The organism is Rikenella sp., from assembly GCF_056799795.1.
The window spans coordinates 1-21,575 of the sequence record NZ_JBQIQO010000024.1 but is presented as its reverse complement, the minus strand read 5'-3'; the positions used below and the strand labels follow the sequence as shown (position 1 = coordinate 21,575).

Below are 21,575 nucleotides of genomic sequence, written 5' to 3'. Positions count from 1 at the left end.
TTCGCTCCGCCACGTTTCCGCGCGCCTTGCGCGATTCATCTATATTCGGCTCACCGCCAAAATAGTTGAATCGCTTCTTTAGGCGGGGCGCGCGTCTTTGGCTACGGGAGGGTACTGCCCTTACGCCGGGCGGGCGGTGCCTCCCGGCACTCGGAATGGGCAGTCTCGGCCCAAATCTTCGCCCTGTTCTTTATCCGCGCGCGGGCTGCCGGTTAAGCCCCGCCCTAAGCCCGATCGCGGATGAACTTCTCGCTCACCACCACCCGCACCGCACGCTCGATGATCTGAAACTCGAAATCGGAATACCCCAGTATCTCGCCGTCGATCTCCAACCGAACCGGACGATCCGCCCGCACCTCGATCCGCCCCCCGCGAAACAGTCGAATCTGCGGAATATCGTAAATATTGCCCGTGTAAACCACCCGGAACCGCCGGAACAACCGCACCCGATTCATATTCGGAATCACCGTGAGGTCGAACAGCCCGTCGTCCGCAATGGCATTCGGCGTCTGCGAAAGCCCCCCCGCCGTGTACTTGCAGATGCCGACCGTGCCGGTGAACAACCGTCCGTGAAAGACCTCCTTGCCGTCCACCGCGATCCGCACGCGACGCGCCCGATAGCGAATCGCTTCGCGAAAAACACTGAACAGATAGATCCACCGCCCCCGATACCCCCTCTCCTTGAGCCGGTTGAAACCCCGACAAACCGCCGCGTCGTAGCCGAACCCCGCCACATTGGCCAGGTACCTGACCTGATGCACCTTCGACTCGTAATAGCTGACCCGCCCGACATCTTGCAGGAAGGAGCGGCTCTCGCGAATCGAACGAATCGCATCCACGTAATTCCGCGGAATGCCAAACATCCGAATCCAGTCGTTCCCCGTCCCCACCGCAATCACAGCCATCAGAATATCGGTCGTCGGACAAGACTGCTGGATGAAAAAGCCGTTCACCGTCTCGTGAATCGTCCCGTCGCCGCCCACCACGATGATCCGTCGATAGCCCTGCCGCACCGCCGCCACCGCCAACTCCGTAGCGTGGTACTTGCGCAGCGTGAACATGGCATCCACGGCAATCCCCTCGTCGCGCAGCAGGCCGCTGATCTGCGGCCAATCGGTCAGCCCGCGGCCGCTCCCGGCCACCGGATTGACGATGGCCGCCCAGCGCTGCGATATGTCGAACGATTCGTTCATGCCGTAAAGAAACGCTACCGGATCACCTCGACCGGCGTATAGACCACCTCCCCGCCCCCATTCCCCTCGCCCCGCACCAGCCGGAGCAACCGCTCGATCCCGCCGTTCACCATCACGGGATAATCCTGTCGGATCGCCGCACAGTGAGGCATCCGGCGCACGAACTCCAGCACGTCGTTCGTCGGGTCGAAAAAGACCGCCGCAGCCGCCGCCCCCTCCTCCGCTTCCGTCGCCGCCCGGCAGAGGCTGTCCAGACGCGCCATCCCGCCGATACTATTGGCATCCGCCAAAGTCGTCCCCGAGAGGAAAACCACCCCGTTGATCGGCAGCTGCGCCTCGTCCGTCAGAAAATCGGTCGCCTGCTTCCGCCCCGTCGCCGGCACATCGCCCGACCACAAGAGAGCCGCCGTGTCCGGCACCTCGGGCAGGAATCCCGCCAACCGCTGCGCCATAGCCGCATCCCCCTCGACCCCGCCGAACAGACCGATCCCCGTCGCCGCCCGACCCCCTTCGGCACAAAGCTCCCGCAGGGTAACCGCCGCCAGCTCGCCGGCAGCCGTCTGGTCGGAACCGATATAGAAGCTCCGCGCGCTGCCCGGCGCATCCGAGTCGAACGTCCCGACAAAGACCCCCGCCGCCACCGCGGCATCGATCGCCTCCCTCAACTCCGCATCCGAAGCGTCGATACAGCTCAACAAAATACCATCCACCCCCGCCTGAACGAGTTTGTCGATCAGCTCGGCCTGCGAAGCGGCCGTCGGGCGATACGAAACATCCCACCGCACCGCCACATCATACCTCTCCCGCGCCGCCAGCGCCGCCGCCTTGGCCAGCGCCACCGACGCGTCGTCCACCTTGGGCACCACGGCAAAGGTCGTCTTCCGCTCCGGCGTATGGTCGCACGAAGAAAAAGCGCTCCCCAACAGCACAGCCACCCAGAAAATCGTATACAGACGGGCCGATTTCATACGATTACGCATTCAACTTTGCCTTAATCAGGTCGATCGCCGCCGTGATGGCCGCCTCGATCCCGTCGCCGCTCTTCCCGCCCGCCGTCGCGAAGTGAGGCTGACCGCCGCCGCCGCCCTGAATCAGTTTAGCCGCCTCGCGCACGATGGCCCCGGCATTCAAGCCCGCCTCCACCGCCGAATCGCTCAACGCCACGGTCAGGGTCGGTTTCCCGCCGAACACGCTCCCGAACACCACCGCCCCGTTGCCGATCCGCCCGCGCAGCTCCAGAGCGATGTTTTTCACCGACTCCGGCATAATATCCAGTTGTCTCGAAATCAGGCTGAAATCGCCGAACGGTTCGGCAAAATCCATCAGTTTTTCGACCATAAACCGGTCGCGATCCTGCCGCACCTGAGCGATCTGTTTGCCCATCTCGGCATTCTCTTCCGTGAGCTTCTTCAGCGCCGCCACCACCTGATTGGTCCGCAAAGCGGCCATAAACTCCTTAATCACATCGTTCTGCTGTTCGCACAGCTCCTCCGCCGCCCGTCCCGTGACCGCTTCGATCCGCCGGATACCGGCCGAGCTGGACTCTTCGGAGACGATCCGGAACAGGCCGATATTCCCCGTCGCCGGCACGTGCAGCCCCCCGCACAACTCCACCGAATGGCCGTACTTCACCACCCGCACCGTGTCGCCGTACTTTTCGCCGAAGAGCATCATCGCCCCCAGCTCCTTAGCCTGCTCCATCGTGCAGTGACGGTTCTCTTCGAGCACAAAGTTGGCGCGGATCGCCGCGTTGACCCGACGTTCCACCGCCCGCAGCTCCTCGTCGGTCATCTTCTGAAAGTGCGAGAAGTCGAACCGCAGGTATTCCGGCGTCACCAGCGAGCCCTTCTGTTCGACATGCGTCCCGAGCACCTCGCGCAAAGCATGGTGCATCAGGTGGGTCGCCGTATGGTTGGCCGCCGAGGCCATCCGGCGTTCGGCATCGACCACCGCCTCGAACCCGGCCTCCACCTGTGCCGGCAACTCGTCGGCGATGTGTACCGTCAGGTTGTTCTCCTTCCGGGTATCGGTAATGAGCGTCTTTCCGCCCGTCGCCGGGTCGAGCAGGTAGCCGGTATCGCCGACCTGTCCCCCCATATTCCCGTAGAAGGGGGTGTAGTCCAGCACGATCTGATAGTGCGACTTCCCTTTCGACGTCACGCGCCGATAGCGGGCGATATGCGCCCCTTTATAAACGGTATGGTCGTAGCCGACGAACTCCGACCGTTCGACCGGCAGCACGTCGACCCAGTCGTCGGTTTCGACCGCCGAAGCGTTCCGCGACCGGTTTTTCTGCGCCTCCAGCTCCCGTTCGAACCCCTCGATATCCACCTTCACCCCCTGTTCCGAAGCGATCAGCTGGGTCAGGTCGATCGGGAATCCGTAGGTGTCGTAGAGCGTAAAGGCGTCCGTCCCGCCGATCGTGCGCTCCGCCCCCGAAGCGGGCAGCTTCTTAATAATGGAGTCGAGCAGGTTGATCCCCGTGGCCAGCGTCCGCAGGAAGGAGCTCTCCTCTTCGGAAATGACCTTTTCGATCAGCTGCTGCTGGGCTTTCAGTTCCGGGAACTGCCCCCCCATCTGCGCCACGAGGGTCGGCACGAGGCGGCAGATGAACGGTTCGGTGAACCCGAGGTAGGTGTAGCCGTACCGCACGGCCCGCCGCAAGATGCGCCGAATGACATACCCCGCCTTCACATTGCCGGGCAGCTGTCCGTCGGCGATGGAGAAGGCGATGGCCCGCAGGTGATCCGCAATCACGCGCATGGCGATGTCCTTCTTCTCCTCCTTGCCGTATGAAACCCCGGCCATCCGGGCCAGTTCCTGCAACAAGGGCTGGAACACGTCGGTGTCGTAGTTCGATTTCTTGCCCTGGATCACCATACAGAGCCGCTCGAAGCCCATCCCGGTATCGACATGACGCGCGGGCAGCGGCTCCAGCGAGCCGTTTGCCTTGCGGTTGAACTGCATGAAGACGAGGTTCCAGATTTCGATCACCTGCGGGTGGTCTTTGTTGACGAGGCTGGCCCCGTCGACCGCCTGCCGTTCGGCGTCGTCGCGCAGGTCGAAGTGTATCTCGGAACACGGCCCGCAGGGACCCGTATCGCCCATCTCCCAGAAGTTGTCTTTCTTGTTCCCCCGCAGGATATGCGCGGCGGGGAGCCGCTCGGCCCAAAAATCGTAGGCCTCCTGATCGAACGGCACGCCTTCGTCGGGCGAGCCCTCGAAGACGGTGGCATAGAGCCGGTCGACGGGCAGTTTATACCGTTCGGTGAGCAGTTCCCAGGCCCAGGCGATGGCCTCTTTCTTGAAGTAGTCGCCGAAGCTCCAGTTGCCGAGCATCTCGAACATGGTGTGGTGGTAGGTGTCGTGGCCCACCTCTTCGAGATCGTTGTGTTTGCCGCTCACGCGCAGACACTTCTGGCTGTCGGCGACCCGCGGCGACTGGGCGGGCTGGTTGCCGAGGAAGATGTCTTTGAACTGGTTCATCCCGGCGTTGGTGAACATCAGCGTGGGGTCGTTCTTGACGACCATAGGCGCGGAGGGCACGATACGGTGCTGTTTTTCGCGGAAAAAGTCGAGAAAGGTCTGGCGGATTTCGTTGGAGTTCATCTGGTATTGAGTTCTCTTTTCGTGTTTTATCGGTTCATCTGCCCCGTGGATATCTCCACAACGGGAACAATTTACAAAAATACGATATTTTTCGATTCGGTCGTTTCGCGAGGCTTCGGAAGGGTTTTTCGGACCTTTCGAAGGCGGAGCGGTTTGCATGGGGTAGCTTTCGGGAAGAGGCTGTCGGTTACTTGGGGTAGCTTTGGGGTAGACACGGCCTGTTGTTTGGGGTAGACACGGCCAGTAAAAGACGCAGTGCGTCCCCCGTTTATTCCGAGAGGCAACGCAACTGAAAACCGTGGCCGCGATTGTCTGTACGGCTGTAATGCAGACGTTGCATGTCGAAGAGAAGATAGATGGCATTCGTGTTGTTAATGACAGCAGACCAGCTGTTTCCTTCCCGACCGATATTGCCCGGGGCTCCCAGACGTCCGTTACTACCCGAGTCGCGGAAGCCCGGGGCGCGCCCGCAGGGCAATTTACTGGCCGCCTCTACCCTAAATCGAGGCCAAGGTTCCCGGTTCGCGTGCCGAACGGCACCGCCCCGGGCTTCCGCGAAACAGCCAGTGGTGCGCTGAACTATGTCGGGAACGACGGTTTCTGCTATTCGCGGTCAGGAAGCGGCGGCTATGGGGTGTACTTGAATTTCGGCATGACAGAACTCAGCTCCAGCAGCGCGTACTATCGTGGCTACGGTTTTCAGTTGCGTTGCCTCTCGGAATAAATGGGGGGAAGCGGAGGCATTTAGGGTAGAAACAGCCGTGGAGGCAGAGGCGAGTCGGTTCGGGTGCCGAGCGGCACGCCCCGGGCTACCGCGACTACGGTCGTACGGGCTATGAGGGCGTAGCAGGGCACGTCGGCAGCAACGGTTACAGCTGGACTTCCACGGCCAGCGGCACCAATGGCATGAACTTGCGCTTCGACGCAACGTGGCTCGATCCCAGCAGCACGGCGGGCCGGGCCAACGGTCTTCAGTTGCGCTGCCTCTCGGAATAAACGGATGGGGGCCGAAAACCTGCGGTTCGAAGAACCGCGCGGGCCGGACGCCTCCCCACGGGAGGCCCGCAACACGCCGCTCCGCGTCGAAAATTGCAATACCTCCCGGGCGTCCGCCCCGAATCAATTCCAGTCTAATGCACCACCCCAACTTCTTTCGGTTTCGGCCTGCTCATCTTTCGTTCAAGCGGACGAAGCCTGTGGAGCCCATAGCAACGTCAGTTGCGGGCCTCCGCGGTCGGAGGCTTCGGCCCGCGCGACCCTAAAGGGTCGCATAAGTTGTCGAGGTCATTTTCGGCCGCAGCCAGCGGAGAACGAATATTAAGGCTGAGGCGGCCAGTAAAAGACGCTGTGCGTCCCCTCCGCATCCGGGGGCTGCGGGCCGACCGTTGACACGGGAACTTAGCTATTCGCTCTCGACCCAAATAAAGCCCAAAGCCCGGCCAAAAACAAAGCTCACCGCCCAACCCACAGCCCCATGCTCAGCCCAGCGCGGTGCGAAAACCGATTACGGTTTTCGCACCCAAAGAACAATCCTAGCCCAAAGTACAGCCCAGTTCTCCGCCCCGTGTCCGCTTCACTGCGGCTCCGCTCTCGCTCCGCCGCATTTTCCGCGCGCCTGCGCGATTCATCTGTATTCGGCTACCGCCGAAATAGCTGAATCGCTCTTTTAGGCGGGGCGCGCGGTTTAAGCACTGCCCCAGCTGGTACTGTTCTCTTTGTGAACAAAGAGAACCAGAAAAACTTTCGACGGATGCTAACGCATCCTCAAGCTGCCGACGGCCCTAATCTTGTCCGCGCGCTGGCGGAAATCTTATTCAAACGCGAATCACGCGTTTGAATGATTTCCTTATCCAGCAGTCGCGCGCGGGCAAGCTTTGCCCCGCCTAAAACTGCCCTGCGCGGGCAGCGTCCGGGTGACCCCGGCGGGACGGGAAATGCTCCGCATTTCCACTTTTCTGTTCGACCTAAAGCTTCGCCCCGTTCGCTACTCAAACCCACACTCCTCAACCGTGGCACAATTTCTGCTCAAAACCCTGTACCTATATCACCTAATCCGTCACACCCATGAAAACCAGATCATTCTTTCCGACCCTGCTGCTCGGACTCCTATTCGTGCTGCTCGTGCTGCCCCACGCCCTCCCCGCCTCCGCAGGCCGAAACAACGACCGCAAAACCCGGCGAGCCGAACAAGCCGCCGCCACCGCCCGCTCCGTAGACTCCATCCTCCGCAGCGAACGGTTCCTCTTCGTCCCCAACCGCGTCGTCACCCAGATCACAGGCATCCCCTACGCCAACCTCAACACCTACTACGAAGTCGCCGTCACCCCCGACAGCCTCGTGTGCAGCCTCCCCTACTACGGCTACGTCTACAACACCATCTACAACCCCGACCGGTCACCCTTCTTCTTCACCGCTCCCGACCCCGCCATCCGCGTGGAGAACCTCCCCGCCGGGAAACAGAAAGGATGGATCGTCATCGGCGCCCATGAACGCTCCAACCACCGCAGCTACATCCTCACCTTCGAAATCTTCGACACCGGCGAGACCTCGCTCACCATCCAGGGCTCCGGCACCCAGCACCTCCAGTTCCTCGGCACCCTGCAACCCCTGCCGGCCGGAGAACCCGCAGCCAACCGGCCCGAAATCCGGTAGCGCCCACACCCCGCTCGAAAAAAACACGAAAGAAAAAAATTACTTACCTTTGTTTCCTGCAAAGTGTCCGAAATCGGGCCCCCTTGACCGCGGGAGACCGCAACCCCATCGAAACGAATGAACGAAAATACCCAAACCCTCCTCCGCACCATCGTCCACGCCATGCAGGACAAGAAAGCCGACCGGATCGTCAGCCTCGACCTCACCGCGCTGGACGGAGCCGTCTGCGACGCCTTCGTGATCTGTCAGGCCGAATCCACCACCCAGGTCGCCGCTATCACCGCGGGAGTCGAGGAGCTCACCCTCCGGGAGATCGGCGAAAAACCCTACCGGATACAGGGGCTCGACAATGCGCTGTGGGTGGCCATGGACTACGGGAACGTCATGGTACACATCTTCCAGAGCGAGATGCGCGACTTCTACCGCCTCGAAGAGCTCTGGGCCGACGGAGAACTGACCCGGTACGAAGACCAGTATTAAAGATACGAAGCATACTAACCGCACAAAAAAAACGCATATCCGTGCCCGCTTGCGGCACACCTCTGATATATGGCAAACGAAAAACGGAATACCTTGCGCCCCAGATTCAATATCTATTGGATGTGGGGCATTATTATAGCCGTCATTCTCGGCTGGGCCTACTTCGGCGAGAGCGGACGGCAGAGTCGGATCAGCTGGGACGCCCTGCGCGACACCCTGATGCCGAGCGGAGACCTGCAACGCGTGCAGATCGTCAATCGCGAAGTGGCCGAAGTGTGGCTCCGGCCGGGCACAGTGGCGAAATACAAAGCACAGGAGCGTTATAAATACATTCCGACCAAAGGGCCGCAATTCTACTTCAACATCGGCTCGCTCGAAAAGTTCGAGAACGACTACCAGGCGGCGCGGGACAGCATCAACCGCAGGACGATCGGCGGGACGGCTGCGGGACGGGGTCAGGGCGAGGTACCGGGGCTCACGTTCGAGAACGACAACTCCGGATGGGGGACGCTGTTCTGGCAGGCCTTGCCGTTTATCGCCATCGTCGTCTTCTGGATCATCCTGATGCGGCGGATGTCGGGCGGCGCGGGAGGCGGAGGCGGCGCCGGCGGCGTGTTCAGCGTGGGGAAGGCGAAGGCCAGACTTTTCGACAAGGACAACGACCAGAAAGTCACCTTCAAAGATGTGGCGGGGCTCGAAGAGGTGAAGGTCGAGGTGATGGAGGTGGTCGACTTCCTGCGGAATCCGGGGAAATACAGCGAACTCGGCGGGAAAATTCCGAAGGGTGCTTTGCTCGTGGGGCCTCCGGGGACGGGGAAGACCTTGCTGGCCAAGGCGGTGGCCGGGGAGGCTAATGTACCGTTCTTCTCGATCAGCGGTTCCGATTTTGTCGAGATGTTTGTGGGGGTGGGAGCGTCGCGCGTGCGCGACCTCTTCAAGCAGGCGAAAGAGAAAGCGCCGTGTATCGTCTTTATCGACGAAATCGACGCCATCGGACGGGCCCGGTCGAAAAACAGCGGGTGGTCGTCGAACGACGAGCGGGAAAATACCCTCAACCAGCTGCTGACCGAGATGGACGGGTTCGGCACCAATGCGGGGGTCATCATTTTGGCCGCCACGAATCGGGCGGATATTTTGGACAAGGCTTTGCTGCGGGCGGGCCGATTCGACAGGCAGATCGAAGTCGGACTGCCGGACATCAAGGAGCGGGCCGAGATCTTCGCCGTCCACCTCAAGAAGCTGAAACTCGATCCGGACCTGGACACCGACTTCCTCGCACGGCAGACACCGGGTTTCTCGGGGGCCGACATTGCGAATGTTTGCAACGAGGCGGCGTTGATCGCGGCCCGGAAAAACAAGAAACAGGTCGAACGACAGGACTTTATGGACGCCGTGGATCGGATTATCGGCGGTCTGGAGCGGAAAAACAAAATCCTCACCGACGTGGAACGGCGGGCGATCGCTTACCACGAGGCGGGGCACGCTACGGTCAGCTGGATGCTCAAATGGGCCGATCCGCTGCTGAAAGTGACCATTATCCCGCGCGGAAAGGCTTTGGGAGCGGCGTGGTACCTGCCGGACGAACGGCAGATCACCACACGCGAACAGATGACCCACGAGATCGCGTCGCTGCTCGGCGGGCGGGCTTCGGAGGAACTTACCTTCGGGGAGATATCGTCGGGGGCGTTGAATGACCTGGAGCGGGCGACGAAGCAGGCGTATGCGATGGTGGCCTACTACGGGATGAGCCGGGCGGTGGGACACCGGAGTTTTTACGACAGCACGGGGCAGAGCGAGATGGCTTTCGGGAAGCCGTACAGCGAGGAGACCGCCCGGCTGATCGACGACGAAGTCAACACCCTGCTCAAAGAGTGCTACCAACTGGCCAAACAAGTGCTCTGGGAACAGCGCGAAGGGCTTCGGCAGCTGGCAGAGTTGCTGTTGGAACGTGAAGTGATTTTTACGGAGGACTTGGAGCGGATTTTCGGCAAACGGCAGGAGGGGGCGCGGAATCCGCTGGACTCGGTGCAGCCCGCAGCTACCGAAGCGGACAAAACGGAGGCTAAAACGGAGGAGGGCTCGGCGAATGAAAGCTAAGTCTCTGATCACACGCACCGTGAGCGGAATCGTTCTCGTTCTGGTGATGGTGGGCCTGACGCTGGCGTGGTACGATCCGGAGACGGAGCGACCGGGAGGAACGTTCTACCTGCTGTGGACGACACTCGGGGGGCTTACTTTGTGGGAATACTACCGCCTGCTCGCCAAAAACCGGGGCGTTCTCGGCGAGCGGCGGGGGAGATGGACGGTGTGGGGCGGATTGTACATCGCGCAGGCTTTCGTCCTGATCCAGCTCTTGAACCCGATGCTGGTGGTGACGCTGATGACCGTCGTGTGGCTTTCGGACACGGGGGCTTATCTGGTGGGGAGCGCGGTGGGGCGGCATAAGATGGCGCCGGTGATCTCGCCCAAAAAGACATGGGAGGGGTTTGCGGGAGGGATTCTTTTTGCGGTGGGGACGGCTTTGGTGTGGTACGCGCTCTATTGGAGTCCGGAGACGGGGGTGCTGTATGCCGACCAGCGGAACTTGTTCGGGACGGCGGGCGTGGAGAATCCGCTGTGGCTCAGGTTAGCCTGGTTCGGCTTCGGCCTCATCATTGCCTTGGCGGCGACGGGAGGCGACCTGATCGAATCGAAATTCAAACGCGTGATCGGAGTCAAGGACTCCGGAAATATCATTCCGGGACACGGCGGCCTGCTGGATCGGTTCGACGCCTTGTTGCTGGCGGTGCCGGCGGCGTGGGTCTACATCCTGCTGACCGGATTGATCGAATAGGATGAATCAGAGGGGATAGGGCCCAGCCCGAAACGATACGGAAACGACTATAATCGAACCAGATGCGTAAATATTTACATCGGGAAGGACGACGGATCATCACGACCAGTATTCTTATCGCTCTCGTAGCGGCACTTGCGGCGGTGCGTTTTCTCCCGCTCTGGCTGAGCGGGACGATTGTCTTTTTCATGCTGTTAAAAGTGCTCTTCGTGTGCCGATTTTTCCGGATTCCGGTGCGTCGGGCGGCGTTGGACTGCACGGACGACGCCTGCGTGCTGGCACCGGCCGACGGCCGCGTGGTGGCGATCGAAGAGGTCTTCGAAGAGGAGATTCTCTCCGAGCCGCGGATCCAGGTCTCGATCTTCATGTCGATCTGGAACATCCACATCAACTGGTATCCGGTGAACGGCATCATCGATTACTTCCGGTACCATCCGGGACGTTTTCTGGTGGCCTGGCATCCGAAATCCTCGACCGACAACGAACGGACGACCACCGTGGTACGGACGGCGGGCGGTCATCGGGTTTTGTTTCGCCAGATCGCCGGTTTCGTTGCGCGACGGATCGTGAGTTATTCCTGCGTGGGCGGGACGGCGCAGCGGGGACGCGAGTGCGGCTTTATCAAATTCGGTTCCCGGGTCGACATTTTGTTGCCGGTCGGGAGTGAGATTTGCGTGAAATTGGACGAGAAGACCACGGGGATGCGCACCGTGATCGCACGCCTGCCGGAAAACGCCTAAAGACAGCTGATTAAGGTCGAGGCGGCCCATTCCGAGTGCCGTGCACCGCCCGCCCGGCGGATGCGTTCACGCCACGGCGGGCGGTCTGACGGACAAAGGGTTGGGCTGTCGGCAGCTTGAGGATGCGTTAGCATCCGTCGAAAGTTTTTTTGGTTCTTTTTGTGAACAAAAAGAACAGTTCCAGCCGGGGCAATGACCAGATCGCGCGCCCCGCCTTAGGAGGGAAATCGTCAAAACTCGCTTGCGTGTTTTGACAAGATTTCCCAAGACGCGCGGAAACTCCGTCGCCCGCCCGCTTAAAGAGGGATTTCACTCGTTTTGCGGTGAGCAAAATCGAGATGAAATCCCAGCGGGCGACGTTTAGGAGTAAATACTCCCATCTTTCGCGTGCCGAGCGGCACCGGCGGAGCGACAGCGGAGCCGCAGTAGGCGAACACGGGGCGGAGAACTGGGCTGTGTTTTGGGCTGCGACTGTTCTTCGGGCGGGAAAATCAATTACGGTTTTCCCGCCGCGCTGGGCTGAGCGGGGAGCTGAATTGTTGGCTGTGCTCTTGCGACCCTTTAGGGTCGCGCAGTTCGCCGCCACCCCATGCGGCGGACTGCAACTCGACGAGGCTCGTTGCATTCACCGCTGGCAGCGAACAGCTTAAAAGAGACGAATGGGTCGTGCTTTAGCGGCTCTACGAGGCCGGGCGACAGGCCGAACATGACAGCCGGGCGGTGACTGGGGATAGCTTTTGTGGGTCGGACGCCCGGGAGTGGTCATCGTGGGTAGAGACTGTCAGCAAAAGACGCTGTGCGTCCCTTCCGAGGGGAAGGCATCCGGCCCGGGCGGTTCTGCGAACCGCAGGTTTTCGGCCCCGTTTATTCCGAGAGGCAGCGCAACTGAAAACCGTGGCCGCGATTGTCCGAACGGCAGGTGTAGAGGTATTGCGAATCGAACCCCAGGTACAGACCGTAGATATCGTTCGTAACGGAAGACCGACTGAACCCGCTGTAACCGACATTCACCAGTATCCCTTCGTCGTGACCGCGGTAGCCCGGGGCGGGGCCGAGCGGCACTCGAACCGGGTAGCCTCTACCCTAATCGGGCACCTCGACCCCAAACAACCGGCGGCCTCGACCAAAAGTCGGCCGACCCCGACAAACCGACAAGACAGCCAGTCGACTCACACCAGCATATAATTGAAACGCCACGTCCAGCACCCGCACGGACAACCGGCGAAACCGAACGACGATGAACCCCATATACCGATGGATCGCAGCAGGCGCCGGCCTTTTGGCCGCCGGCTTCCTCGTCTGGTACTTCCAGACCATCGTTTTTTATATCCTCATCGCCGCCGTCCTCTCGCTGATGGGGAAACCCCTCGTCACCGCATTCGGACACCTCCGGATACGAGGCCGCCACATTCCGCGATGGCTCGCCGCCATGGCCACACTGATCGTCATGCTCGTCGTGATCTACATCCTCGCCCGGTGGCTCATTCCCGTCGTGCTCCAGCAGATCAACCAACTCGCCTCGTTCGACATCGACCGGCTCACCGCCGCACTCGGCGAACCCATGCGCCAGATCGAAACCTACATCAACACCTTCCTGCCCGACAACAACTTCTCGGCACGAGCCTACCTCGACACCCGGCTCGCCCCCCTCTTCGACAGCGTCAACCTCGGACAATCCATCACCTCGGTCACCGTCTGGGTCGTCGACCTCGCCATCGCCCTCTTCTCCATCAGCTTCATCACCTACTTCTTCCTGAAAGACGACCGCCTCTTTTTCGAAAGCGTCGTCCTCTTCTTCCCCTCCAAATACGAAGCCAACATCCGACGCGCGCTCGACTCCACCACCACCCTCCTCGTGCGCTACTTTATCGGCATCTGCATCGAAATGCTGATCAAACTGATCTGCATTACCGTACCCTTGTACCTGATCGGACTGGAATTCAACACCGCCGTAGTCATCGGCGCGATCACCGCCGTGCTGAACGTCATACCCTATATCGGACCCCTGATCGGCGGAATTCTCGGCTGCATCATCGCCCTGCTCAGCCTCCCGGCCGGAGCGACACCCGGAGCGATCATTTTCCCGATGGTGATCATTTTCGTCGTATTCCAGCTGATCGACAACATCATCCTGCAACCCTACATCTACTCCAGCTCCGTGAAAGCACACCCGCTGGAGATCTTTCTGGTCATCCTGATGGCCGGCTACATCGCCGGCGTGACAGGGATGCTGTTCGCCATTCCGGCCTACACCGTCATCCGCGTCTTCGCCAAAGAATTTTTCAACCACTTCCGGGTGGTACAAAAACTGACGGAAAACATATAACCCCTTTCCGTCCCGCATAAAGAACAGATACACAGATCACACATGGCAGAAATCAAACAGTTGGAAACCCTGGCCGCACAAGTACGTCGCGACATCGTGCGGATGGTTTCCGGAGCCGCCTCGGGCCATCCCGGCGGTTCGCTCGGAGCCACCGACACCCTCGTCGCGCTCTACTTCGACACGATGCGGATTCCGCAGACTCCGGCAGCCGGAACAGAAAATACCGGAATCGGTGAAGACCTCTTTTTCCTCTCCAACGGACACATCTCGCCCGTTTGGTACAGCGTTCTGGCACGGAAAGGATATTTCCCAGTGTCGGAGCTGTCCGGCTTCCGGAAACTCGGAACGCGAGTGCAGGGACACCCCACGCCGGCAAAGGGATTGCCCGGTGTGCGGGTCGCTTCGGGCTCGCTCGGACAGGGACTCTCGGTGGCGCTGGGCGCAGCACTGGCCAAGCGGCTCTCGGGAGATGCCGAACACCGCGTTTTCGTCATGATGGGCGACGGCGAGCTCGAAGAGGGACAGATTTGGGAAGCGGCGATGTTCGCCGCGGCGCGAGGCATCGACAACGTGGTCGGCATCGTGGACATGAACGGCCAGCAGATCGACGGCACCTGCGATACGGTGCTGGGGATGGGATGCGGGGCGCAACTGCGGGCGAAGTGGGAGGCATTCGGCTGGACGGTGCTGGAGATGGACGGACACGACATGCGCCAGGTGGTCGAAACGCTGCGCTATGCCCGGAACGAGGCGTACGGACACGGGAAACCGGTGGTGATTCTGGCACGCACGGTGATGGGCTGCGGGGTGGATTTCATGGCCGGGACGAACGAATGGCACGGCAAGGCTCCGGACGCGGCACAGACGGAACGGGCCCTGGCACAGTTGCCGGCGACAGAGCTGGGGGACTATTGAGGCGGAAAAAAGCGAAAGAGCCACACGGCCCCGAAATCAAACCACTAACACAGAACCTACATACACCATGAGACCCTATACCATCACAGGGAAAAAAGATACCCGTTCCGGATTCGGCGACGCCATGACCCTGCTCGGAGAGACCGACCCGCGAGTCGTCGCCCTCTGCGCCGACCTCACCGGATCGCTGAAACTCAACACCTTTGCCAAGGAAAACCCCGACCGCTTTTTCCAGGCAGGGATTGCCGAAGCCAATATGATCAGCGTCGGCGCCGGCTTGGCGTTGGGCGGAAAGGTGCCGTTCGTGACCACCTTCGCCGCGTTCGCCACCGGACGCGTCTACGACCAGATCCGGCAGAGCGTCGCCTACTCCTGCACGAATGTCAAAATCGCGGCTTCGCATGCCGGAATCACGCTGGGGGAAGACGGAGCCACGCACCAGATCATGGAAGACATCGGGCTGATGAAAATGCTGCCCAATATGGTCGTCATCAACCCGTGCGACTACAACCAGACCAAAGCTGCCACACTGGCGGCGGCAGCTTATCAGGGGCCGGTCTATCTGCGTTTCGGCCGGCCGACGGAGCCGATCTACACGCCGGCGGACGAACCGTTCGAGATCGGTCGGGCCGTCCGGTGGAGCGAGGGTAAGGACGTGACGATTCTGGCAACCGGCCATCTGATGTGGCGGGCGATTCAGGCTACCGAGCAGCTCGAACGGGAGGGGATCGGCGTAGATTTGCTGAATATCCACACGATCAAACCGTTGGACACGGAAGCTATCCTCGCTTCGGTGCGAAAGACCGGCTGTGTCGTCACGTGCGAAGAGCACATGATCAACGGAGGACTGGGGGATAGCGTGGCACAGCTGTTAACCCAGAATCAGCCTGTGCCTCAGGAGTATGTGGCGGTCAACGACCATTTCGGCGAGAGCGGAACTCCGGAGGAATTGTTGGTCAAGTTCCATCTCGACACGCCGGACGTCATAGCTGCCGTTCGCCGGGTGATGGCACGGAAAAAGTAGGCGCTGGATACCGGATAAGCACGTTGAGTTTCGGCGTACTGAGGTTCGCCCCGGGCTACCGCTACTACCCCTCGGGCGCGCTGAGCGACATGGGCTACGGCGGTTTCATCTGGTCTTCCATTACAAGCGACACCTACGGCCTGCACTTGAGTTTCGGCACGACGTGGTTCTTTTCCAGCGTTGCGGATCGCCGCACCTACGGTCTTCAGTTGCGTTGCCTCTCGGAATAAACGGGGTAGGGAGCTTTCACCAGAACCGATTGGGGACTTAGAACCCGGGCTTGGGCCCGACTTTCCTATTCAGATTTTACGAGTCAAGCGGCCCGCCCCGGGCTTCCGCGACTTCGGTCGCACAGGTTATGAGGGCGCAGCAAGGAGCATCGGCGGGCACGGATACAGTTGGTCTTCCGCGGCCAGCGACAGCAATGGCATGAGTCTGAATTTCGGTTCGCAGAATCTCTACACCTGTCACTCGGATACTCGCGCTCACGGTCTTCAGTTGCGGTGCCTCTCGGAATAAACGGGCAAGAGAGCTTTCTCCGGAACCGATTGGGGACTTAGAACCCGGGATGCCCCTTTTTCATATTCTTGTTTTTCGTATTCCTGCGGTTCGAAGAACCGCCCGGGCCGAAGCCTCCCCCAGCGGAGAGCAGCAACGAGCTCCGTTGAGTTGCAGCCCGCCGCGTGGGGTGGCGGCGAACTGCGCGACCTTTGGGTCGCAGAAGCTCGGCCAACAGTTCAGCCCAATCTACAACCAAAGATTCAGCCCTATTCGCAGTTCAAAACTCGCCTCTATTCTTTCAGATTCGGCCTGTCGCCCAATTCATCACCAATCTGTCGGGTTCGAGCTGCGCGCTCCGGGGATGGGCCGAACAGCTCTGCACAACGCGTTTTCGGCCGCAGCCAGCGGAGACCGAAGACGGAGCGAGAGCGGAGTATTTCGGCCCTCCGCATCCGGGGGCTGCGGGCCGACCATTACCACGGGGACTTAGCTACTCGCTCTCGGCCCAAATTCCAGCCCAAAGCTTGGCCCAGCGCGGCGCGAAAACCGCAATCGGTTTTCGCGCCCGAAGAACAGCACAGCCCAACTCACCGCCCAATTCTCTGCCCCGTATCCTCTTCACTGCGGCTCCGCTTTCGCTCCGCCGCGTTTTCGCGCGCCTGGGGAAATCTTGTCAAAACACGCCAGCGCATTTTGACGATTTCCCTCTTTAGGCGAGGCGCGCGTCTTTGGCTACAGGAGGGGACTGCCCTTACGCCGGGCGGGCGGTGCCTCCCGGCACTCGGAATGGGCAGCCTCTACCCAAACCCAAGCAACCGGCAACCTCTACTCTCGTTTATTCCGAGAGGCAGCGCAACTGAAAACCGTAGCCGCGGTGGTCCGCGCCGCTGGGATTGAGCCACGCCACGTAGAAACCCAAGTACGTGCCATAGGTACTGCTGACCGCGGAAGCACTGTTGTAACCGTAATTACCGATGTCGCCCGGTACGCCCGTGCGGTAGTAGCGGTAGCCCGGGGCGGGAAAGGCAGACAAAGGAAAGGCAGACAAAAAAGAGGGCGTCGTTCCGCAGAACGACGCCCTCGTGCATATTAAAGCCCCGGGAAACAAAACGTCCGTAAGCCTCGGGAAACGACCGGCCTAAACCAATGCGTGTCCCGTCATCTCAGCCGGCTGAGGCAGGCCCATGATCTTCAGCACCGTCGGCGCCAAGTCGGCCAATACACCGTCATGCACCGCTTTGATGGAATCCGAAACCACGATCAACGGCACCGGATTCAACGAATGCGCTGTATTCGGCGTCCCGTCCGCATTCACCGCATTGTCCGCATTCCCGTGGTCGGCACAAATCAAGATCGTATAACCCGCTTCCCGAGCCGCCGTCACCACCTTTTCGGCACACTCGTCCACCGCACGAACCGCCTTCTGAATCGCGTCATAGACCCCCGTATGCCCCACCATATCGCCGTTCGCGAAGTTCAGGCAGATGAAGTCCGGCGCCTCGAACCGAATGTCGTTCACCAACGCGTCGGCCACCTCGTAAGCGCTCATCTCGGGCTGCAAATCATAGGTCGCCACCTTCGGCGAGTTGATCAGGATGCGTTTTTCCCGCTCGAACGGTTGCTCGCGGCCGCCGTTGAAGAAGAAGGTCACGTGAGCGAACTTTTCGGTCTCGGCAATCCGCAGCTGCGAAAGCCCCTGCTTCGAGATCCACTCGCCGAGCGTGTTTTCCACATTCTCCTTGTCGAACAGAATATGCACCCCCCGGAACGACGAGTCGTAAGGGGTCATCGTACAATAGTAGAGCGGAATGGTCGTCATCCCCTGCTCCGGCATGTCGCACTGGGTCAGCACCTGGGTCAGCTCCTTGGCGCGGTCGTTCCGGTAGTTGAAGAAGATGACCATATCCCCCTCTTCGATCAAACCGATGGGCGCCCCGGCCGCATCGGTCAAAGCGATCGGTTTGATAAACTCGTCGGTCACCCCTTCTGCATAAGACGCCTCGACTGCCGCCACCGCGTCGGTCGCCTTCGTCCCCACCCCCTTAACAATCAAATCGTAAGCCTCTTTGACCCGTTCCCACCGTTTGTCGCGATCCATGGCGTAGTAGCGTCCGATCACACTGGCAATCTTTCCGGTCGACTTCGCCATGTGTGCCTCCAACTCGCGCAGGTACCCCGCCCCGCTCTTGGGGTCGGTGTCGCGACCGTCCATAAAGGCATGGACGTAAGTATCCGAAATCCCGTAGTGTTTCGCGATGTCGCACAGCGTAAACAGGTGTTCCAGCGAGCTGTGCACCCCCCCGGCCGAAACGAGTCCCATAAAATGGACTTTTTTGCCGTTGGATTTGGCATATTCGAAAGCGGCGACGATCTCCGGATTCTTCATAATGGAACCGTCTTTCGCCGCGCGGTTGATCTTCACGAGGTCTTGGTAGATGATGCGCCCGGCACCGATATTCTGGTGTCCCACTTCGGAGTTCCCCATCTGTCCGTCGGGCAGGCCGACGTTTTCGCCGCTGGTGAGCAGTTCGGCATTGGGATAGCTTTGCATCAACGAGTCGATGAATTTCGGATGGGTCGAGAAGATGGCGTCCCGCGACGAGTGGTCGCCTTTCCCCCAACCGTCGAGGATCATCAGTAAGACTTTGTTTTTCATTTCGTTATGTGGTATTTATTTTATTTTCCTAACTGCCCGGGCCCGAATCCTAATCGAAGGACTGCATCCCGAGTCGGGAGATATCCTGAAGCCGTTGCTGCTGGGGCATCCCGAGCTCCATGAAGAAGTAGTTGATCGGATCGACCGGCCGCCCCCGATAGTGCACCTCGTAGTGCAGGTGAGGCGCGAACGAAAGGCCCGAATTCCCCGAAAAAGCGATGATATCCCCCCGACTCACCCGCCGCCCCGGCTCGACGGTCACCTTGTCCAGATGCGAATAGACGGTCTGATAGCCGTTCCCGTGGTCGATCGTCAGACTGAGCCCCGAAGTCTGTCCCCGGGTCTGCAAGCTCTGTACCGTGCCGTCCGCCGTGGCGAAGACCGCCGAACCCGCCGGCACCGAGTAGTCCACTCCGTTATGCTGCGACATGGTCTTGAAAAACGGATGCACCCGCTCGCCGAACGATGCGGTGAGGAGTTTCAGCTGCCGGTTGTCGACCGGCTGGATCGCCGGCGTGGAGAGCGCCCGGGCGACATCCCGGGCCACCCGCTCGTGCAACCGCTCCGTGGTGGCGTCGTAGTTCGAGACCCGCTGATACAGCAGCCCGAGGTGTTCGTCGAAATAGTTCCCCAACTCCTTGTTGGTCATCCCGTCGAGGCGTGTCCGAAAAGCGATGCCCCGCTGCCGATCCTCTTCGGCCCGGGTCGCCGGATCGGCCTCAAAAAGAATCTTATAGACGCTCCTGTCCCGTTCCGAGACGTTTTCCAGAATCTCCTGCAACATGGCGTACCGCTGTTCCAAAGCGCGGTACTCTTTTTCGATCTTCGCGGTGCTTTTCTTGAGTTCGTACTCGATCGGGGTGTCGAAAAAGAGGGAGAAGACGACGAAATAGATCACCGCCACGGCCAACCCGCTGAAGAACCGGAAGGTCCATGTCACCAGTTTCTTGCGCCGCCGGGGACGGGTCGAATTATGTACCGGGTTCTTACTCATCGAGTTCGTAAATGGTGGCCTTGGCCGATTCGGTAATGGTGCGGAACTCTTCTTCGCTCATATCGCGGCTGATGTAGTTGATCGGATTGACGGGTCGTCCGCGGTAGATCACTTCGTAGTGGAGATGAGGCCCGGTGGAGCGTCCCGTGCTGCCGACTTCGCCGATCAGCTCGCCGCGTTTGACGAGTTGTCCCGGTTTGACGAGGCTTTTGCTGAGGTGGGCATAGCGCGTGCGGTAGCCGAATCCGTGATCGATCACGATCTGGATGCCGTATCCGGACTGCGGTTTCTGGTCGGCGACGAGCCCTGTCCCGGTGGCATAGACCGGGGTTCCGGTCGCCGCCCCCATGTCGATCCCCTCGTGACCGATCCACCGTTTCAGAATCGGGTGCATCCGCATCCCGAAGGCGCCGATATCGCCGCGCAGTTTGGTCTTGTCGAGCGGCATGATGGCCGGCACGACCTCGGCCATCAAGTCCTTGTCGACGGCAAGTTTCTCGATCTCGTCGTAAGAGAGGGACTGCAAATAGAGCTGCCGGGCCAAAGCGTCCATCTTTTCCCACACGCGGGTCATCAGCGGCGCATAGCGTCCGTAGCCCACCGAGGCGTATTTCTCGTCGGCATACGGCACATAGACGCCCGGCATATCGAGCGTATCGGCCGAAAAGATGGCCCGATAGACGGCATGATCGCGCTCCCGGAGCTCCGAGAGCTGGGCTAGCGAAGCGTCGACGCGCTTTTCGAGCAGCTGGTAGTCGTGCACGATCGCTTCGTTCTGCTCGCTCAGGCGGTGCATCTTGGGGGTATAGAAGAAGTAGGAGAAGACGAAATTGACGACCGAGGCCACGATGAAGACGAGCAGCACCGTCCGGACGAACCGGAAGAGCCACAACCGCACGGGCAGCACGAACCGCTCGCGGAAGAAGTGGTAGAGGGTGTAGTATGACGAAGGTTCGTTCGGTTCCATGCTCATCGTGAGGGCGCGGCGAGGGCGCAGTTAGCGCAACAAATTTACGATTTTTTTCGATGCGCCGTCCGTTCCTCCGTTTATTCCGAGAGGCAACGCAACGGAAGACCGTAGGTATGTCCGTCCGAGTGGCTGGGATTGAGGTTCTGCGTGTCGAAGTACAAGTACATCCCACCGCTGCCGTGCACCGACGACGAATAGCAAAACCCGACGTTGCCGTAGCCGTCCAGCACGCCTGAAGCTGACCAGCGGTAGCCCGGGGCGCACCCGCAGGGCGTTTTACTGGCAGCCTCTATCCCCGTTTATTCCGAGAGGCAACGCAACGGAAAACCATGGGCGCGGCTGTCCGAGTTGCTGGTGAGGAGGTGCTGCGAAAAGAAATTCAAGTCCAGGCCGTAGACACCGCCCGTAACGGAAGACCAGCTGAACCCGGTGTAGCCGACGCCCATCAGATCGCCCGAGTTCGAAAGGCGGTTGCCCGGGGCGCACCCTTCGGGTGTTTTACTGGCAGCCTCTACCCCCGTTTATTCCGAGAGGCAACGCAACGGAAGACCGTGGCCACGGCTGTCCACGCTGCCGGGATCGAGATCCTGCGAGTGGAACCACAAGAACACGCCGTTAGTCCTGCTAAGAGCGGAAGACCAACTGTACCCGCTGCCGCCGACGCCCGTCAGAACACCCGTAT

Annotated in this window: 20 protein-coding genes; 9 read left to right on the top strand and 11 right to left on the bottom strand. The window is 60.4% G+C overall.

Going from position 1 to position 21,575, the window contains the following annotated elements; all coding sequences use genetic code 11:
* Nucleotides 1–224 precede the first annotated feature (224 nt).
* The 4 genes from ACTO3O_RS06905 to ACTO3O_RS06890 form a co-directional block, all read right to left on the bottom strand.
* Entirely contained in the window at nucleotides 225–1,193 is a 969-nt protein-coding gene (locus ACTO3O_RS06905) for a diacylglycerol/lipid kinase family protein (RefSeq protein ID WP_297623443.1), read from the bottom strand.
* Nucleotides 1,194–1,207: 14 nt separating this feature from the next.
* Nucleotides 1,208–2,161 (bottom strand): substrate-binding domain-containing protein, encoded by a 954-nt coding sequence (locus tag ACTO3O_RS06900; protein WP_297830809.1) that lies wholly within the window; start codon nucleotides 2,159–2,161, stop codon nucleotides 1,208–1,210.
* Between the two features lie 4 nt (nucleotides 2,162–2,165).
* Nucleotides 2,166–4,802: an alanine--tRNA ligase gene (gene alaS / locus ACTO3O_RS06895; protein ID WP_297830811.1), complete on the bottom strand. Its 2,637-nt coding sequence runs from the start codon at nucleotides 4,800–4,802 to the stop codon at nucleotides 2,166–2,168.
* 268 nt (nucleotides 4,803–5,070) lie between these two features.
* On the bottom strand, nucleotides 5,071–5,280 hold the full coding sequence (locus ACTO3O_RS06890) for a hypothetical protein (protein ID WP_298080918.1): 210 nt from the start codon (nucleotides 5,278–5,280) through the stop codon (nucleotides 5,071–5,073).
* A 1,586-nt stretch (nucleotides 5,281–6,866) separates the two neighbouring features.
* On the opposite strand from ACTO3O_RS06890, the gene ACTO3O_RS06885 reads away from it, so the two are divergent.
* The 5 genes from ACTO3O_RS06885 (at nucleotide 6,867) to ACTO3O_RS06865 (ending at nucleotide 11,507) form a co-directional block, all read left to right on the top strand.
* Complete coding sequence (locus ACTO3O_RS06885; RefSeq protein ID WP_297831640.1) at nucleotides 6,867–7,454, top strand: DUF4251 domain-containing protein; 588 nt, start codon at nucleotides 6,867–6,869, stop codon at nucleotides 7,452–7,454.
* A 117-nt stretch (nucleotides 7,455–7,571) separates the two neighbouring features.
* Nucleotides 7,572–7,934: a ribosome silencing factor gene (gene rsfS, locus ACTO3O_RS06880; RefSeq protein ID WP_294594421.1), complete on the top strand. Its 363-nt coding sequence runs from the start codon at nucleotides 7,572–7,574 to the stop codon at nucleotides 7,932–7,934.
* A gap of 69 nt (nucleotides 7,935–8,003) precedes the next feature.
* A complete protein-coding gene (gene ftsH / locus ACTO3O_RS06875) occupies nucleotides 8,004–10,031 on the top strand; it encodes an ATP-dependent zinc metalloprotease FtsH (protein ID WP_297831637.1) in 2,028 nt (675 codons plus the stop codon).
* Nucleotides 10,021–10,767 (top strand): phosphatidate cytidylyltransferase, encoded by a 747-nt coding sequence (locus tag ACTO3O_RS06870; RefSeq protein WP_297831634.1) that lies wholly within the window; start codon nucleotides 10,021–10,023, stop codon nucleotides 10,765–10,767. The genes ftsH and ACTO3O_RS06870 overlap by 11 nt, the downstream gene beginning before the upstream one ends.
* A gap of 62 nt (nucleotides 10,768–10,829) precedes the next feature.
* On the top strand, nucleotides 10,830–11,507 hold the full coding sequence (locus ACTO3O_RS06865; RefSeq protein ID WP_297831631.1) for a phosphatidylserine decarboxylase family protein: 678 nt from the start codon (nucleotides 10,830–10,832) through the stop codon (nucleotides 11,505–11,507).
* A gap of 864 nt (nucleotides 11,508–12,371) precedes the next feature.
* Here ACTO3O_RS06865 and ACTO3O_RS06860 read toward each other — a convergent pair.
* Nucleotides 12,372–12,569 (bottom strand): hypothetical protein, encoded by a 198-nt coding sequence (locus tag ACTO3O_RS06860; RefSeq protein WP_297831628.1) that lies wholly within the window; start codon nucleotides 12,567–12,569, stop codon nucleotides 12,372–12,374.
* A 175-nt stretch (nucleotides 12,570–12,744) separates the two neighbouring features.
* On the opposite strand from ACTO3O_RS06860, the gene ACTO3O_RS06855 reads away from it, so the two are divergent.
* The 4 genes from ACTO3O_RS06855 (at nucleotide 12,745) to ACTO3O_RS06840 (ending at nucleotide 16,002) form a co-directional block, all read left to right on the top strand.
* The gene (locus tag ACTO3O_RS06855) at nucleotides 12,745–13,833 is read left to right on the top strand and encodes an AI-2E family transporter (RefSeq protein WP_297831625.1); all 1,089 of its coding nucleotides are present in this window, start codon (nucleotides 12,745–12,747) and stop codon (nucleotides 13,831–13,833) included.
* A 42-nt stretch (nucleotides 13,834–13,875) separates the two neighbouring features.
* Nucleotides 13,876–14,748: a transketolase gene (locus ACTO3O_RS06850; RefSeq protein WP_297831622.1), complete on the top strand. Its 873-nt coding sequence runs from the start codon at nucleotides 13,876–13,878 to the stop codon at nucleotides 14,746–14,748.
* Nucleotides 14,749–14,815: 67 nt separating this feature from the next.
* Complete coding sequence (locus tag ACTO3O_RS06845; protein ID WP_297831620.1) at nucleotides 14,816–15,772, top strand: transketolase family protein; 957 nt, start codon at nucleotides 14,816–14,818, stop codon at nucleotides 15,770–15,772.
* 23 nt (nucleotides 15,773–15,795) lie between these two features.
* Nucleotides 15,796–16,002 (top strand): hypothetical protein, encoded by a 207-nt coding sequence (locus tag ACTO3O_RS06840; RefSeq protein WP_297831616.1) that lies wholly within the window; start codon nucleotides 15,796–15,798, stop codon nucleotides 16,000–16,002.
* A gap of 1,106 nt (nucleotides 16,003–17,108) precedes the next feature.
* Here the strand turns inward: ACTO3O_RS06840 and ACTO3O_RS06835 are convergent.
* From ACTO3O_RS06835 to ACTO3O_RS06810, 6 genes are all read right to left on the bottom strand, one after another.
* Nucleotides 17,109–17,321, bottom strand: coding sequence for a hypothetical protein (locus ACTO3O_RS06835; RefSeq protein WP_297832665.1), 213 nt, complete (start codon nucleotides 17,319–17,321; stop codon nucleotides 17,109–17,111).
* Between the two features lie 90 nt (nucleotides 17,322–17,411).
* Nucleotides 17,412–18,929, bottom strand: a complete 1,518-nt coding sequence (gene gpmI / locus ACTO3O_RS06830; protein WP_297832668.1) for a 2,3-bisphosphoglycerate-independent phosphoglycerate mutase — start codon at nucleotides 18,927–18,929, stop codon at nucleotides 17,412–17,414.
* Between the two features lie 49 nt (nucleotides 18,930–18,978).
* Nucleotides 18,979–19,923 carry a M23 family metallopeptidase gene (locus tag ACTO3O_RS06825; protein ID WP_297628313.1) on the bottom strand — a complete coding sequence of 315 codons (945 nt, stop codon included), beginning with the start codon at nucleotides 19,921–19,923 and terminating at the stop codon, nucleotides 18,979–18,981.
* Nucleotides 19,916–20,890 (bottom strand): M23 family metallopeptidase, encoded by a 975-nt coding sequence (locus tag ACTO3O_RS06820; protein ID WP_294593700.1) that lies wholly within the window; start codon nucleotides 20,888–20,890, stop codon nucleotides 19,916–19,918. Before ACTO3O_RS06820 ends, ACTO3O_RS06825 begins: the two co-directional genes overlap by 8 nt.
* An 80-nt stretch (nucleotides 20,891–20,970) precedes the next feature.
* Nucleotides 20,971–21,123 carry a hypothetical protein gene (locus ACTO3O_RS06815; RefSeq protein WP_298080968.1) on the bottom strand — a complete coding sequence of 51 codons (153 nt, stop codon included), beginning with the start codon at nucleotides 21,121–21,123 and terminating at the stop codon, nucleotides 20,971–20,973.
* A 69-nt stretch (nucleotides 21,124–21,192) separates the two neighbouring features.
* Nucleotides 21,193–21,339, bottom strand: coding sequence for a hypothetical protein (locus tag ACTO3O_RS06810; protein ID WP_297625045.1), 147 nt, complete (start codon nucleotides 21,337–21,339; stop codon nucleotides 21,193–21,195).
* Between the last annotated feature and the right edge of the window lie 236 nt (nucleotides 21,340–21,575).

What these genes read in the sequence shown, in the direction of transcription:
- ACTO3O_RS06850 (WP_297831622.1), top strand. Translation starts at nt 13,876, where the DNA reads ATGGCAGAAATCAAACAGTTGGAAACCCTGGCCGCACAAGTACGTCGC.
- ACTO3O_RS06825 (WP_297628313.1), bottom strand. Translation starts at nt 19,923, where the DNA reads ATGAGTAAGAACCCGGTACATAATTCGACCCGTCCCCGGCGGCGCAAG.
- ACTO3O_RS06845 (WP_297831620.1), top strand. Translation starts at nt 14,816, where the DNA reads ATGAGACCCTATACCATCACAGGGAAAAAAGATACCCGTTCCGGATTC.
- alaS (WP_297830811.1), bottom strand. Translation starts at nt 4,802, where the DNA reads ATGAACTCCAACGAAATCCGCCAGACCTTTCTCGACTTTTTCCGCGAA.
- ftsH (WP_297831637.1), top strand. Translation starts at nt 8,004, where the DNA reads ATGGCAAACGAAAAACGGAATACCTTGCGCCCCAGATTCAATATCTAT.
- ACTO3O_RS06900 (WP_297830809.1), bottom strand. Translation starts at nt 2,161, where the DNA reads ATGAAATCGGCCCGTCTGTATACGATTTTCTGGGTGGCTGTGCTGTTG.
- ACTO3O_RS06820 (WP_294593700.1), bottom strand. Translation starts at nt 20,890, where the DNA reads ATGGAACCGAACGAACCTTCGTCATACTACACCCTCTACCACTTCTTC.
- ACTO3O_RS06905 (WP_297623443.1), bottom strand. Translation starts at nt 1,193, where the DNA reads ATGAACGAATCGTTCGACATATCGCAGCGCTGGGCGGCCATCGTCAAT.
- rsfS (WP_294594421.1), top strand. Translation starts at nt 7,572, where the DNA reads ATGAACGAAAATACCCAAACCCTCCTCCGCACCATCGTCCACGCCATG.
- gpmI (WP_297832668.1), bottom strand. Translation starts at nt 18,929, where the DNA reads ATGAAAAACAAAGTCTTACTGATGATCCTCGACGGTTGGGGGAAAGGC.
- ACTO3O_RS06870 (WP_297831634.1), top strand. Translation starts at nt 10,021, where the DNA reads ATGAAAGCTAAGTCTCTGATCACACGCACCGTGAGCGGAATCGTTCTC.
- ACTO3O_RS06865 (WP_297831631.1), top strand. Translation starts at nt 10,830, where the DNA reads ATGCGTAAATATTTACATCGGGAAGGACGACGGATCATCACGACCAGT.
- ACTO3O_RS06885 (WP_297831640.1), top strand. Translation starts at nt 6,867, where the DNA reads ATGAAAACCAGATCATTCTTTCCGACCCTGCTGCTCGGACTCCTATTC.
- ACTO3O_RS06810 (WP_297625045.1), bottom strand. Translation starts at nt 21,339, where the DNA reads ATGGGCGTCGGCTACACCGGGTTCAGCTGGTCTTCCGTTACGGGCGGT.
- ACTO3O_RS06855 (WP_297831625.1), top strand. Translation starts at nt 12,745, where the DNA reads ATGAACCCCATATACCGATGGATCGCAGCAGGCGCCGGCCTTTTGGCC.